The sequence below is a fragment of the Bordetella pertussis 18323 genome (assembly GCF_000306945.1).
Taxonomy (GTDB): Bacteria; Pseudomonadota; Gammaproteobacteria; order Burkholderiales; family Burkholderiaceae_B; genus Bordetella; species Bordetella pertussis.
The window spans coordinates 2,602,323-2,615,291 of record NC_018518.1 but is presented as its reverse complement, the minus strand read 5'-3'; the positions used below and the strand labels follow the sequence as shown (position 1 = coordinate 2,615,291).

General features: G+C 63.8%; 14 protein-coding genes and 1 tRNA gene. 7 read left to right on the top strand and 8 right to left on the bottom strand.

What is annotated here, in order from left to right; all coding sequences use genetic code 11:
- Positions 1-119: 119 nt before the first annotated feature.
- From BN118_RS12275 to BN118_RS12240, 8 genes are all read right to left on the bottom strand, one after another.
- A tRNA-Pro gene (locus BN118_RS12275) sits at positions 120-196 on the bottom strand.
- A gap of 172 nt (positions 197-368) precedes the next feature.
- Positions 369-779, bottom strand: coding sequence for a MerR family transcriptional regulator (locus BN118_RS12270; protein ID WP_003812822.1), 411 nt, complete (start codon positions 777-779; stop codon positions 369-371).
- A gap of 58 nt (positions 780-837) precedes the next feature.
- The gene (locus tag BN118_RS12265) at positions 838-1,179 is read right to left on the bottom strand and encodes an integration host factor subunit alpha (protein ID WP_010931006.1); all 342 of its coding nucleotides are present in this window, start codon (positions 1,177-1,179) and stop codon (positions 838-840) included.
- A gap of 5 nt (positions 1,180-1,184) precedes the next feature.
- Positions 1,185-3,602 (bottom strand): phenylalanine--tRNA ligase subunit beta, encoded by a 2,418-nt coding sequence (gene pheT / locus BN118_RS12260; protein WP_014905894.1) that lies wholly within the window; start codon positions 3,600-3,602, stop codon positions 1,185-1,187.
- 12 nt (positions 3,603-3,614) lie between these two features.
- The gene (gene pheS, locus BN118_RS12255; protein WP_010926359.1) at positions 3,615-4,637 is read right to left on the bottom strand and encodes a phenylalanine--tRNA ligase subunit alpha; all 1,023 of its coding nucleotides are present in this window, start codon (positions 4,635-4,637) and stop codon (positions 3,615-3,617) included.
- Positions 4,638-4,711: 74 nt separating this feature from the next.
- On the bottom strand, positions 4,712-5,071 hold the full coding sequence (gene rplT, locus BN118_RS12250; RefSeq protein WP_003812832.1) for a 50S ribosomal protein L20: 360 nt from the start codon (positions 5,069-5,071) through the stop codon (positions 4,712-4,714).
- A 15-nt stretch (positions 5,072-5,086) separates the two neighbouring features.
- Positions 5,087-5,284, bottom strand: coding sequence for a 50S ribosomal protein L35 (gene rpmI, locus BN118_RS12245; RefSeq protein WP_003812834.1), 198 nt, complete (start codon positions 5,282-5,284; stop codon positions 5,087-5,089).
- Between the two features lie 335 nt (positions 5,285-5,619).
- A complete protein-coding gene (locus BN118_RS12240) occupies positions 5,620-6,570 on the bottom strand; it encodes an IS481-like element IS481 family transposase (RefSeq protein WP_005015810.1) in 951 nt (316 codons plus the stop codon).
- A 312-nt stretch (positions 6,571-6,882) separates the two neighbouring features.
- Between BN118_RS12240 and BN118_RS12235 the strand changes: the two genes are divergently transcribed.
- The 7 genes from BN118_RS12235 to nuoF all read left to right on the top strand — a co-directional run bounded on the left by BN118_RS12235 (position 6,883) and on the right by nuoF (position 12,962).
- Positions 6,883-8,040, top strand: a complete 1,158-nt coding sequence (locus BN118_RS12235) for a porin (protein WP_010930034.1) — start codon at positions 6,883-6,885, stop codon at positions 8,038-8,040.
- Between the two features lie 188 nt (positions 8,041-8,228).
- Positions 8,229-8,588 carry an NADH-quinone oxidoreductase subunit A gene (locus tag BN118_RS12230; RefSeq protein WP_003813943.1) on the top strand — a complete coding sequence of 120 codons (360 nt, stop codon included), beginning with the start codon at positions 8,229-8,231 and terminating at the stop codon, positions 8,586-8,588.
- Between the two features lie 36 nt (positions 8,589-8,624).
- Entirely contained in the window at positions 8,625-9,101 is a 477-nt protein-coding gene (locus BN118_RS12225; protein ID WP_003813941.1) for a NuoB/complex I 20 kDa subunit family protein, read from the top strand.
- A gap of 74 nt (positions 9,102-9,175) precedes the next feature.
- Entirely contained in the window at positions 9,176-9,799 is a 624-nt protein-coding gene (locus tag BN118_RS12220; protein ID WP_010926963.1) for an NADH-quinone oxidoreductase subunit C, read from the top strand.
- A 2-nt stretch (positions 9,800-9,801) separates the two neighbouring features.
- Positions 9,802-11,058, top strand: coding sequence for an NADH-quinone oxidoreductase subunit D (locus tag BN118_RS12215; RefSeq protein WP_010930035.1), 1,257 nt, complete (start codon positions 9,802-9,804; stop codon positions 11,056-11,058).
- A gap of 45 nt (positions 11,059-11,103) precedes the next feature.
- A complete protein-coding gene (gene nuoE / locus BN118_RS12210) occupies positions 11,104-11,598 on the top strand; it encodes an NADH-quinone oxidoreductase subunit NuoE (protein WP_003813932.1) in 495 nt (164 codons plus the stop codon).
- A complete protein-coding gene (gene nuoF, locus BN118_RS12205; RefSeq protein WP_003813930.1) occupies positions 11,595-12,962 on the top strand; it encodes an NADH-quinone oxidoreductase subunit NuoF in 1,368 nt (455 codons plus the stop codon). Before nuoE ends, nuoF begins: the two co-directional genes overlap by 4 nt.
- The last annotated feature ends 7 nt before the right edge of the window (positions 12,963-12,969 follow it).

The following is a 12,969-nucleotide window of genomic DNA, read 5'->3' as shown; positions in this document are numbered from 1 at the left end:
CAGCCAGCACGCCAGTCCGACGTTGACGATGCGCAAGCGGCGGGTGGCTTAAGCGGGGAGCAAGTCCCCACGAAAGACAAGGCCGTCAGTGATGTGATCACTGACGGCCTTGGAACTACTGGTCGGGACGGCGGGATTCGAACTCGCGACCCCTTGCACCCCATGCAAGTGCGCTACCAGGCTGCGCTACGCCCCGAAAGAACGAAAGTATATCAGAACTGAAAAATGCGTGCACGCACTGCATCGCAAATTTTGCCGGCACGCCGTGCCTGGACGGCCGCGTTTGCGAGCGCCCAAGGAAAACGCCGCCGGTTCGCGAAGAACCAGGCGGCGTCGCGGCCTGCCGTACCTGAGCGGCCGGGCTGTGCTCAGGCGTTGGCCGCGTTCTCGGACTGGCCGCCCAGCGCCTCGCCCAGCATCGAGGAGATGTCGCCCAGCTCGTTGCGCAGGGCCTGCAGCTCGCCCGCGCTCAGCCGCACCGCGGCTTCTGCATCGTGCGCGGCGTCGCGCGCGTCGCCCAGGCGGTTGCGCGCGCCGCTGATGGTGAAGCCCTGTTCGTACAGCAGCGAACGGATGCGGCGGATCAGCAGCACTTCGTGATGCTGATAGTAGCGGCGATTGCCGCGCCGCTTGACGGGCTTGAGCTGCGTGAATTCCTGCTCCCAGTACCGCAGCACGTGGGGTTTTACGCCGCAGAGATCGCTGACCTCACCGATGGTGAAATAGCGTTTGGCGGGAATGGGCGGTAGCGTGGTTACAGTGGGTTCGGTACGTGTCATAAGGGGATTTTATGCCGCGAGGCCTGAATGAGCCGATGACAATTGCCGACAAAGCGTATCACTCCGCAGAGGCGGGGTCCGGCGGCGAGTTGGGCTGTTCGACCACGCTCTTGAGTTTCTGGCTGGCGTGGAAGGTGACCACGCGCCGCGCCGCGATGGGGATGGTCTCGCCCGTCTTGGGATTGCGGCCGGGCCTGGGCGGCTTGTCCCGCACCTGGAAATTGCCGAACCCCGACAATTTCACCGAGTCACCGCGCGCAAGCGCGTCGCGGATCTCTTCGAAAAAGGTGTCCACGATGTCCTTGGCTTCGCGCTTGTTCAGGCCGACCCGCTCGAAGAGCAGTTCGGCCAGCTCGGCCTTGGTCAACGTACGCGGCTCGGCAAGCATAGTGGTCCCCATGATGATCAGGCCCGTTGGCGCGCGTTGTGCGCGGCAACCAGCGCATCCTTGATGCGGGCAATGCAATCGGCAACGCGGGCTTCGTCCAGCGTGACCTCAGTGTCCTGTAGCCAGAATCGGAAAGCAAGGCTTTTCTCGGTAACAGTTTGCCCGGCCACCGGCTTTTCGCGCCAGACGTCGAACACCTGCGCATCCTGCACCACCGACAGTTGCGGATCGCGCGCGATGGCCGCGGCCACCGTATCGAGCATGGCCTGGGCCGGCAATTTCGCATCGACCCACAAGGCCAGATCGCGCACGACCACGGGCTGGCGCGACAGCTCGCGCACCGCCGGCAGGCGCCGCTCGGCCAGCGCCTCGAAGTCCAGCTCGAAGACGACCGGTGCATGGTGCAGGTCGGCTTGCTGCGTCCATTGCGGATGCAGTTCGCCCAGCCAGCCGATGGGCTGGCCGTCCAGCTCGATGCGGGCGCTGCGTCCGGGATGCAGGGCGGGATAGCGGTCGGCGACGAAGCGCAACGCGTCGGCGCGCGCGCCGAACAGGGCCTCGATGTCCTGCTTGACGTCGTAGAAGTCGACCTGGCGGTGCGGCACGCCCCACTGCTCTTCGACCGCCCCGCCCCAGGCCACGCCCGCCAGCATGAGCGGCTGGCGCACGCCCGCCACTTCCAGCGGGCCGTCGGCCAGTTGCGGATCGCGATGGAACACGCGGCCCAGTTCGAACAGGCGCATGCGGCTTTGCTTGCGATTGGCGTTGTGGCGCACGATGGCGACCAGCCCCGCGATGAGGCTGGAACGCATCACCGACAAATGGCTCGCGATGGGGTTGACCAGGCGCACCGGGTTGTCGTTGCCGGCGTAGTCACGTTCCCACGCGGCTTCGACGAAGCTGTAGTTGACCACTTCCTGGTAGTCGCGCGCGGCCACCAGGCGGCGCACGGCGTGCGCGCCGCGGCGCGCTTCGGGCTGCGCGTGCATCTTGGCGCGCGCCACCGGCGGCACGTCGGGAATCCGCTCGAAGCCGTAGACGCGCGCGACTTCCTCGATCAGGTCTTCCTCGATCTCGATGTCGAAACGGTACGACGGCGGCGTCACGACGAAGTCGTCGCCCTGCTCCTGGAACGGCAGGCCCAGGCGGGTGAAGATCTGCGCCACTTCGGCACGCTCCACCGCCACGCCCAGCACACGGTGGCAGCGCGCCAGCCGCATGCGCACGGGCTCGCGCACGGGCAGGTTGACGCACTGGTCGTCGACCGGGCCGGCCTGTCCGCCGCAGATGTCGAGAATGAGCCGGGTGATCAGTTCGATGTGCTCGGGGATCGAGGCGTAGTCCACGCCGCGCTCGAAGCGGTGGCTGGCTTCGGAGCTGAACTTGTAGCGGCGCGCGCGGCCGGCGATCGCGCCGGGCCACCAGAATGCCGCCTCGAGGTAGATGTTGCGCGTATCCAGCGTCACCGAGGTCGCTTCGCCGCCCATGATGCCGGCCAGGCTCTCCACCTGTTCGCCGGCCACCACCACGCCCACCTTGGGGTCCAGCGCGACGGCCTGGCCGTTGAGCAGTTCGAGCGTTTCGCCTTCGCGCGCCCAGCGCACGGAGAGATCGCCGCCGATCTTGTCGAGATCGAACACATGCGAGGGACGCCCCACCTCGAGCATGACGTAGTTGGAAATATCGACCAGGGCCGACACCGAACGCTGGCCGGCACGCTCCAGGCGCGTCTTCATCCATTCGGGCGTCGCGGCGCGCGCGTTGACGCCCTGGATCACGCGCCCGGCAAAGCGGCCGCACAGATCCGGGGCCTGGATGGCGACCGGCAGGCGATGGTCGATCGTGACCGGCACGGGCTCGGCCGCCGGCGCCGTGAGCGGCGTGCCGGTCAGCGCGGCGACTTCGCGGGCCACACCGAGAATGGACAGGCAGTCGGCGCGATTGGGCGTCAGCTTGAGCGTGAACAAGGTGTCGTCCAGATCCAGCGCGGCGCGGATATCGGTGCCCGGGCGCAACGCGGCCGGCAGTTCGAGCAGGCCTGCATGGTCCTGCGACAGGCCCAGCTCGCGCGCCGAGCACAGCATGCCCGAGGATTGCACGCCGCGCATCTTGGCCACGCCGATCTTCATGCCGCCGGGCAGTTCGGCGCCCACGCGCGCCAGCGGCACGGTCAGGCCCGCGGCCGCATTGGGCGCGCCGCACACGATCTGCAGCAGAGCGCCCGAACCGTCGTCGACCTGGCACACGCGCAGCTTGTCGGCGTCGGGATGGGGCGCGATGTCGACGATGCGCGTCACCACCACGCCGGTAAACGGCGGGGCGGCCGGCTCGGTTTCTTCGACTTCCAGGCCGGCCATGGTCAGCCGGTGCGCGAGCTCATCGGTGCCGATCGAAGGGTTGACCAGCGAACGTAGCCAGGATTCAGGAAATTGCATGATTGCCCGTATTTATTCGTTGAACTGGCGCAGGAAGCGCAAATCGCCTTCGTAGAACTGGCGCAGGTCGTTGACGCCGTAACGCAGCATGGTCAGGCGCTCCAGCCCGGAGCCGAAGGCAAAGCCGATGTAGCGCTCGGGGTCGAGCCCGAAGTTGCGCACGACCTGCGGATGCACCTGGCCCGAACCCGAGATCTCCAGCCAGCGGCCGCGATTGGGTCCGGAGGTGAACATCATGTCGATCTCGGCCGACGGTTCGGTGAACGGGAAGAAGGACGGCCGGAAGCGCACCACCAGATCGTCGCTTTCGAAGAAGCAGCGCAGGAAGTCGGTGTACACGCCCTTGAGGTCGGCAAACGAAATGTCCTCGGCGATCCACAGCCCCTCGACCTGGTGGAACATGGGCGAGTGGGTGGCGTCGCTGTCGACGCGGTAGGTGCGCCCCGGCGCGATGACCTTGATGGGCGGCTTGTGCATGCGCGCATAGCGCACCTGCATCGGGCTGGTGTGCGTGCGCAGCAGCAGCGGCAGGCCGTCGGCATCGTGCATGTCGACGTAGAAGGTGTCCTGCATCGACCGCGCCGGGTGGTCCAGCGGGTTGTTCAGGGCAGTGAAATTGGTCCAGTCGTTTTCCACCTCGGGACCGTCGGCCACGTCGAAGCCGATGGAACGGAAGATTTCTTCGACGCGTTCCCAGGTACGGATGACCGGGTGGATCCCGCCGGCGGCCTTGCCGCGGCCAGGCAGGGTGACATCGATGGTTTCGGAGGCCAGGCGGGCATCCAGCTCGGCCTGCGCCAGCGCGGCGCGGCGGGCGTTGAGCAACGCTTCGATCTGCTGCTTGGCCTGGTTGATGCGAGCGCCCATTTCGCGCTTCTGCTCGGGGTCCAGCTTGCCCAGTGCCTTGAGCAGGACCGTCAGCGCGCCTTCCTTGCCCAGAAAGCGCGCCTTGGCGTTTTCGAGCGCGGCGGCGTCGGAGGCAGCGGCGAATCGTTCTTGAGCCTGAGAAACCAGGTCGTCGACCAGTAATGTCATGGAATTTGAGCCTTCAAAACGCAAACGGGGCCATTACAGCCCCGTTTGCAGCGATCCGCGATGTATGTACGCGATCAGGCAGCCAAGGCAGCCTTGGCTTGCTGCACGATGGCCGCGAAACCGGCCTTGTCGCGCACGGCCAGATCGGCCAGCACCTTGCGATCGAGTTCGATCGCAGCCTTCTTCAGGCCGGCGATGAACACGCTGTAGCTCATGCCCTGCTCACGCACGGCGGCGTTGATACGGGTGATCCACAGGGCACGGAACGTGCGCTTCTTGTTGCGGCGGTCGCGGTAGGCGTATTGGCCGGCGCGCATGACCGCTTGCTTGGCGATGCGGAATACGTTGCCACGACGGCCACGGTAACCCTTGGCGGCGGCAATGACTTTCTTGTGACGGGCGCGGGCGGTAACGCCGCGTTTAACGCGAGGCATAGTAGATCTCCCTTATCAAGCGAAAGGCATCATCGCTTTCACGGAAGCGACGTTGGTTTCGTGGACCGCAGCCGAACCGCGCAGCTGGCGCTTGTTCTTGGTGGTCTTCTTGGTCAGGATGTGACGCTTGAACGCCTGACCACGCTTGATGGATCCGCTGCCGCGAACCTTAAAGCGCTTGGCGGCGCTTTTCTTGGTTTTCATCTTGGGCATGATGATTCCTAGAGGATGTTGATGTACATGGCTACAGGTGCTTGGCGCCGGCTACTGCAAGTTGCCAACCGGGCGACAAAACTTGGTCGAACCTGTGTCCACTTATTGGTGCTGCTCATGGGTACTGCTTATTGGTACTGCTTCGGATGCGATTCCTGAGGTCTTGCCAGGCGGCAATGCCCTCATTAATGCCCCGCTCTCCCGGCTCCTGCGGCAAAAAAGATCGCACAAGCGCCGGAAAGCCTTTGATTATATGGCGATTTCGCTTCGCTTGTCGAGCGGCCTGCGCAGCGTCCTTGTCTGCCCCGTGTTGCCCCGTCCCCGATTGCGGCCGGCTAGATGTGAACTGTCAATAGGTTGTATTCGTCCAGGTTGAGTCTGGAGATGGGTACAGCGCGCCCGATGCCTTGGTGGGGTCGATGCCAGTTGTAGTGGTGTAGCCAGGATTTCATGGCATCGGCTCGGTGTTGGGAGTTCTGGTAGGTGTGAGCGTAAGCCCACTCACGCAAGGCCGACTGGATGAAGCGTTCGGCCTTGCCATTGGTCTGTGGGCGGTAAGGTCGGGTAAAGCGGTGCTTGATGCCCAGCTCATGGCACAGCGCGGCGAAGGCGCGGCTGCGAAAGGCCGAGCCATTGTCGGTGAGCAAGCGCTGGATGGTCACGCCCAGGCGCTGGTAGTAGGCCACTGCGTCCTTGAGGAACTGGACGGCGCTGGGGAAGCGCTCGTCGGGGTGGATGTCGGTGAAGGCCACGCGGGCGTGGTCATCGATGGCCACGAAGACGAAGTCCCAGCCGGCCCCCTCAACGGTATCGCGTCGGTTGCCCGTGACCCGGTGACCAGGGCGCTGGATACGTCCCAGCTTCTTGATGTCGATGTGCAGCAGATCGCCGGGGGCCTGATGCTCGTAGCGCACCACCGGCTCGGCCGGCTCCAGGTCGGCCAGGTGCGACAGACCGGCGCGGGCCAGGACGCGGCTGACGGTGCTGGCTGACACGCCCAGCGCCTGGGCGATGCGCGCTTGGGTCAGCCGCTTGCGGCGCAGCTCCACGATAGCCAGCGCCTTGGCCGGCGCAATCGCTCGGGGCGAGACCGTCGGGCGCGAGGACGCATCGGCCAAGCCCGCCTGGCCCTGAGCCAGGAAGCGGCCCAGCCATTTGCGCACAGTCGGCGCGGTGACCCCATAGGCGCGGGCCGCTTCAGGCACACAAACTTGATGGGCGATCAATTGCTGGACCATTTCGAGTCGACGTAGGAAGGTCAATCGGGCATGCTTATGGGTGTTCATCCGGCCGGGCTCCTTGAGTGAACTGGGGGGTCGGCGATTTCCAGTTTCTCAAATCCGGTTCGGATGAACCATGCATACAACCTATTGAATCTTCACAGTTAGCCCGCGCGCGATTCCGGATTAAGGGGACAGGATGTTGCAACTTACCAACAATGGGGCGGGAAACCGGCTTTTTTCTGAGCCTGACCATAGCCAGTCCTGCCGATTTTTGATGCAATAGCGTCAACTTCCCTTCGCGGAGTTAGGGGGGGCGGCAGGCCGGTATGTGCTGCATTGCTGCTCTTGTCACTCAAATCAACGGAGATTTCTTAAATGAAAAAGACTCTGCTCGCTGCCGCCCTGCTCGCCGGTTTCGCCGGTGCCGCTCAGGCAGAAACGTCGGTCACCCTGTACGGTATCATCGACACGGGTATCGGCTACAACGATGTCGATTTCAAGGTGAAAGGCGCTAACGCCGACGACAGCGACTTCAAGTACAACCACAGCCGCTTCGGCATGATCAACGGCGTGCAGAACGGTTCGCGCTGGGGTCTGCGTGGTACGGAAGATCTGGGTGACGGCCTGCAAGCTGTGTTCCAACTGGAATCGGGCTTCAACTCGGGCAACGGTAACTCGGCCCAAGACGGCCGCCTGTTCGGTCGCCAAGCCACCATCGGTCTGCAAAGCGAAAGCTGGGGCCGTCTGGACTTCGGTCGCCAAACCAACATCGCCTCGAAGTACTTCGGCTCGATCGATCCGTTCGGCGCTGGCTTCGGTCAAGCCAACATCGGCATGGGCATGAGCGCGATGAACACCGTTCGCTACGACAACATGGTCATGTACCAGACCCCGTCGTACAGCGGCTTCCAGTTCGGTATCGGCTACTCGTTCAGCGCGAACGACAAGGATGCTGACGCCGTCAACCGCGTTGGCTTCGCCACCGCCGACAACGTTCGTGCCATCACGACCGGTCTGCGCTACGTGAACGGCCCGCTGAACGTCGCTCTGTCGTACGACCAGCTGAACGCCTCGAACAACCAAGCCCAAGGCGAAGTTGACGCGACCCCGCGCAGCTACGGCCTCGGCGGTTCGTATGACTTCGAAGTCGTGAAGCTGGCTCTGGCCTACGCTCGCACGACCGACGGCTGGTTCGGTGGCCAAGGCTACCCGGTCGCCGTCACGCTGCCCTCGGGCGACAAGTTCGGCGGCTTCGGCGTGAACACCTTCGCTGACGGCTTCAAGGCCAACTCGTACATGGTCGGCCTGTCGGCCCCCATCGGCGGCGCCAGCAACGTGTTCGGTTCGTGGCAGATGGTTGACCCCAAGCTGACCGGCGGCGACGAGAAGATGAACGTCTTCTCGCTGGGCTACACCTACGACCTGTCCAAGCGCACCAACCTGTACGCCTACGGTTCGTACGCCAAGAACTTCGCGTTCCTGGAAGATGCCAAGTCGACCGCTGTCGGCGTCGGTATCCGTCACCGCTTCTAATCGGCTGCGGAACGCAAGTTCCGCTTCGATTCCAAGCTGACGCGCGGGCCTCGTGCCCGCGCGAAAAAAGCCGCCCTTCGGGGCGGCTTTTTTCGCTTTTGAATCATGTTTCCGAGCGCTTGGGTTCAGCCGGAAGTAATTCCGTAAATGCTACAATCCAAAGGTTTGCGCATTTGACGGACGCCTGAATGAACCTGCACCCGTATTTCCCCGTCCTGCTGTTTATCCTGGTGGCAACCCTGATCGGGTTTGCCCTGCTTACAGCGGGCTCGTTGCTTGGGCCGCGGCGTCCTTACGCCGAAAAACTGTCGCCCTATGAATGCGGCTTCGAAGCCTTCGAAGACGCGCGGATGAAGTTCGATGTGCGCTACTACCTGGTAGCCATTCTCTTCATCCTGTTCGACCTGGAAATCGCGTTCCTGTTCCCGTGGGCCATTGCCCAGGGTACGGTGGGCCTCGTCGGTTTCTGGACAGTCATGGTCTTCCTGGCCGTGCTGACCGTCGGGTTTATCTACGAATGGAAAAAGGGCGCGCTGGACTGGGAATAAATCCCGGCCTCGATCAGCACGCTATCAGAGACGAATATGGCTATAGACGGCATTCTCAAGCAAGGCTTCATCACCACCAGCGCCGACAAGTTCCTCAACTGGGCCAAGACCGGTTCGATGTGGCCCATGACCTTCGGCCTGGCCTGTTGCGCGGTCGAAATGATGCACGCGGGCGCCGCCCGCTACGACCTGGACCAGTTCGGCATCATTTTCCGTCCCAGCCCGCGCCAGTCCGATCTGATGATCGTGGCCGGCACGCTGTGCAACAAGATGGGGCCGGCGCTGCGCAAGGTCTATGACCAGATGCCCGAACCGCGTTGGGTGGTGTCCATGGGCTCCTGTGCCAATGGCGGCGGCTACTACCACTACTCGTACTCGGTGGTGCGTGGTTGCGACCGCATCGTGCCCGTCGACGTTTATGTGCCGGGGTGTCCGCCCACGGCCGAGGCGCTGGTCTATGGCCTGCTGCAGATGCAGAACAAGATCCGCCTGACCAATACGATTGCGCGCTGAACCACCGGCGCGGGCGGCGCGGTTCGATCGCGCCGCCGCCCAGTGAAGCAGTGTCCCGGTTTACCTATGCGTACATGATGATGACCAGGCTCGAAACCCTGAAAAACAACTTGCAGGCCGCTTTTGGCCAGGACCTCGCGCTCACCGAGTCGCTTGGCGAATTGACGCTGGAAGTCGCCGCCGAGCAGTGGTTTTCGGCGTGCACCAAGCTGCGCACCGACCCGGCGCTGCGCTTCGAGTCCTGTATCGACCTTTGCGGCGTGGACTACCTGACCTGGGGCAATGGCACGCAGCCCGAGGAAAAGACCGGCCCGGTCACGCGCGGCCGCTATGCCGTCGTCGTGCACCTGCTGTCGATCGAGCACAACTGGCGCCTGCGCGTGCGCACCTGGGCCCCGGACGACGAGTTCCCGATGGTGTCGTCCCTGCTGGAATGCTGGCCCGGCGTGAACTGGTTCGAGCGCGAAGCCTTCGACCTGTACGGCATCGTCTTCGAAGGCCACCCGGACCTGCGTCGCATCCTTACCGACTACGGCTTCATCGGCCACCCGTTCCGCAAGGATTTCCCGCTCTCCGGCACGGTCGAAATGCGTTACGACCCCGAGCAGAAGCGGGTCATTTACCAGCCGGTCACGATCGACCCGCGCGAAATCACGCCGCGCGTCGTTCGTGAAGACTCTTACGGCATGGGGCGTTAATCATGGCAGAAATCAAGAACTACACGCTCAACTTCGGCCCGCAGCACCCGGCCGCGCACGGCGTGCTGCGCCTGGTCCTCGAGCTCGACGGCGAAGTCATCCAGCGCGCCGACCCGCATATCGGCCTGCTGCACCGCGCCACCGAGAAGCTGGCCGAGCACAAGACCTTCATCCAGGCGCTGCCCTACATGGACCGCCTGGACTACGTGTCCATGATGTGCAACGAGCACGCCTATGTCATGGCCATCGAGAAGCTGCTGGGCATCGAGGCGCCGCTGCGCGCGCAGTACATCCGCGTGATGTTCGACGAGATCACCCGCGTCCTGAACCACCTGATGTCGCTGGGCTCGCACGCCCTGGACGTGGGCGCGATGGCGGTGTTCCTGTACGCCTTCCGCGAGCGCGAGGACCTGATGGACTGCTATGAAGCGGTCTCGGGCGCCCGCATGCACGCGGCGTACTACCGTCCCGGCGGCGTCTACCGCGACCTGCCCGACACCATGCCGCAGTACGGCGATTCGAGCAAATACCGCGGCGAGAAGGAAGTGCGCGCGATGAACGACGCGCGCTCGGGCTCGCTGCTGGATTTCATCGAGGACTTCACCAATCGCTTCCCCAGCTGCGTCGACGAGTACGAAACGTTGCTCACCGACAACCGCATCTGGAAGCAGCGCCTGGTGGGGATCGGCGTGGTCGACCCGGATCGCGCCAAGGCGCTGGGCTTTACCGGCCCGATGCTGCGCGGCTCGGGCGTGGCCTGGGACCTGCGCAAGACGCAACCTTACGAAGTCTACGATCTGATGGACTTCGACGTGCCGGTCGGCGTCAATGGCGATTGCTACGACCGCTATCTGGTGCGCGTGGCCGAGATGCGCGAAAGCAACCGCATCATCCGCCAGTGCGTCGAATGGCTGCGCAACAACCCGGGTCCGGTCATGATCGAGAACCACAAGATCGCGCCGCCCAGCCGCACCGCCATGAAGTCCAACATGGAAGAGCTGATCCACCACTTCAAGCTGTTCTCCGAAGGTTTCCACGTGCCTCCCGGCGAAGCCTATGCCGCGGTCGAGCACCCGAAGGGCGAGTTCGGGATCTACCTGGTGGCCGATGGCGCCAACAAACCCTACCGCCTGAAGATCCGGGCGCCCGGTTTTGCCCACTTGCAGTCGCTGGACGAAATGGCGCGCGGCCATATGATTGCCGACGCCGTCACCATCATCGGCACGCAGGACATCGTTTTTGGCGAGATCGACCGCTGATTCTTCATATCAGTCCAGAGCGCCCGCATAACCCGGATTCAAACTATGCTGCTTTCCGAACAGGCCTACAAAAAAATCGACCGTGAGCTGGCCAAGTTCCCGGCCGACCAAAGGCAGTCGGCCATCATGGCCTCGCTTGCCATCGCGCAAGAAGAGAAAGGCTGGTTGCCGGCCGAAATTCTCGAAGACGTGGCCAATTACATCGGCGTGCCGCCCATCGCGGTGCAGGAAGTCGCCACGTTCTACAACATGTTCGACGTCAAGCCGGTCGGCACGCACAAGATTGCCGTGTGCACCAACCTGCCCTGTGCCTTGCGCGATGGCGAAAAGGCCGCCGACTATCTCAAGCGCAAGCTGGGCGTCGATTTCCGTGAGACCACGGCCGACGGCCGGTTCACGCTGATCGAAGGCGAATGCATGGGCGCCTGCGGCGATTCCCCCGTGCTCATCGTCAACAACAAGCATATGTGCGTGCGCATGACGGAAGAGAAACTGGACGCGCTGGTCGATGGCCTGAAGTCGCAAGGAGAGTCGGCATGAACGCGCCCGACCTGTACAAGCGCCTGGCGCAGGGGCTGGACCCCAATCCGCTGAACGATCTGTCGATCTCGATGTGCCTGCATGGCCGGCACATCGCGCCGCAGATCATGGCCGACGTCGATGGCGAGAACTGGCGCCTGCAGGAGTACGTCAAGCGCGGCGGCTACGAGGCGCTGCGCAAGATCCTCACCACCGGCATGACGCCGGAAGACGTGATCGCGGAAGTCAAGGCCTCGGGCCTGCGCGGCCGCGGCGGAGCAGGCTTTCCCACCGGCCTGAAGTGGAGCTTCATGCCGCGCGCGTTCCCGGGACAGAAGTACCTGGTGTGCAACTCGGACGAGGGCGAGCCCGGCACGTTCAAGGATCGCGACATCCTGCGCTTCAATCCCCATATCGTGATCGAGGGCATGGCGATCGCCGCCTACGCGATGGGGATCAGCGTGGGTTACAACTATATCCACGGCGAAATCTTCGAGGTGTATGAACGCTTCGAGGAAGCGCTCGAAGAGGCGCGCGCGGCGGGCTTTTTGGGCGACAAGCTGCTGGGCTCGGATTTCAGCTTCCAGCTGCACGCGTTCCATGGCTACGGCGCCTACATCTGCGGCGAGGAAACCGCGCTGCTCGAATCGCTGGAAGGCAAGAAAGGCCAGCCGCGCTTCAAGCCGCCGTTCCCGGCCAGCTTCGGCCTGTACGGCAAGCCGACCACGATCAACAACACCGAAACCTTCGCGGCGGTCCCCTGGATCATCCGCAACGGCGGGCAGGCCTACCTCGAAGTGGGCAAGCCCAACAACGGCGGCACCAAGCTGTTCTCGATTTCCGGCGACGTCGAGCGTCCCGGCAACTACGAGATCCCGATGGGCACGCCGTTCTCGAAGTTGCTGGAACTGGCCGGCGGCATGCGCGGCGGCCGCAAGCTGAAGGCGGTGATTCCCGGCGGCTCGAGCGCGCCGGTGCTGCCCGCCGACATCATGATGGACTGCACGATGGACTATGACGCCATCGCCAAGGCCGGCTCGATGCTGGGTTCGGGCGCGGTGATCGTCATGGACGAGACGCGCTGCATGGTCAAGTCGCTGCTGCGGCTGTCGTATTTCTATTTCGAGGAAAGCTGCGGCCAGTGCACGCCGTGCCGCGAAGGCACCGGCTGGCTCTACCGCATGGTGCACCGTATCGAGAATGGCCAGGGCCGCCCCGAGGACCTGGACATGCTCGACAGCGTGGCGGGCAACATCATGGGGCGCACCATCTGCGCCCTGGGCGATGCCGCTGCCATGCCCGTGCGCAGCTTCATCAAGCATTTTCGCGACGAATTCGCGCACCACATCGAGCACAAGTCTTGTGTGGTCCCGCAATATCTGTAGGTCTCAG

Excerpts from the sequence above, each read along its gene's own strand:
- BN118_RS12235 (WP_010930034.1), top strand. The coding sequence starts at position 6,883 with ATGAAAAAGACTCTGCTCGCTGCCGCCCTGCTCGCCGGTTTCGCCGGT.
- nuoF (WP_003813930.1), top strand. The coding sequence starts at position 11,595 with ATGAACGCGCCCGACCTGTACAAGCGCCTGGCGCAGGGGCTGGACCCC.
- rplT (WP_003812832.1), bottom strand. The coding sequence starts at position 5,071 with ATGCCTCGCGTTAAACGCGGCGTTACCGCCCGCGCCCGTCACAAGAAA.
- nuoE (WP_003813932.1), top strand. The coding sequence starts at position 11,104 with ATGCTGCTTTCCGAACAGGCCTACAAAAAAATCGACCGTGAGCTGGCC.
- BN118_RS12240 (WP_005015810.1), bottom strand. The coding sequence starts at position 6,570 with ATGAACACCCATAAGCATGCCCGATTGACCTTCCTACGTCGACTCGAA.
- BN118_RS12270 (WP_003812822.1), bottom strand. The coding sequence starts at position 779 with ATGACACGTACCGAACCCACTGTAACCACGCTACCGCCCATTCCCGCC.
- rpmI (WP_003812834.1), bottom strand. The coding sequence starts at position 5,284 with ATGCCCAAGATGAAAACCAAGAAAAGCGCCGCCAAGCGCTTTAAGGTT.
- pheS (WP_010926359.1), bottom strand. The coding sequence starts at position 4,637 with ATGACATTACTGGTCGACGACCTGGTTTCTCAGGCTCAAGAACGATTC.
- BN118_RS12215 (WP_010930035.1), top strand. The coding sequence starts at position 9,802 with ATGGCAGAAATCAAGAACTACACGCTCAACTTCGGCCCGCAGCACCCG.
- BN118_RS12220 (WP_010926963.1), top strand. The coding sequence starts at position 9,176 with ATGATGATGACCAGGCTCGAAACCCTGAAAAACAACTTGCAGGCCGCT.
- pheT (WP_014905894.1), bottom strand. The coding sequence starts at position 3,602 with ATGCAATTTCCTGAATCCTGGCTACGTTCGCTGGTCAACCCTTCGATC.
- BN118_RS12225 (WP_003813941.1), top strand. The coding sequence starts at position 8,625 with ATGGCTATAGACGGCATTCTCAAGCAAGGCTTCATCACCACCAGCGCC.
- BN118_RS12230 (WP_003813943.1), top strand. The coding sequence starts at position 8,229 with ATGAACCTGCACCCGTATTTCCCCGTCCTGCTGTTTATCCTGGTGGCA.
- BN118_RS12265 (WP_010931006.1), bottom strand. The coding sequence starts at position 1,179 with ATGGGGACCACTATGCTTGCCGAGCCGCGTACGTTGACCAAGGCCGAG.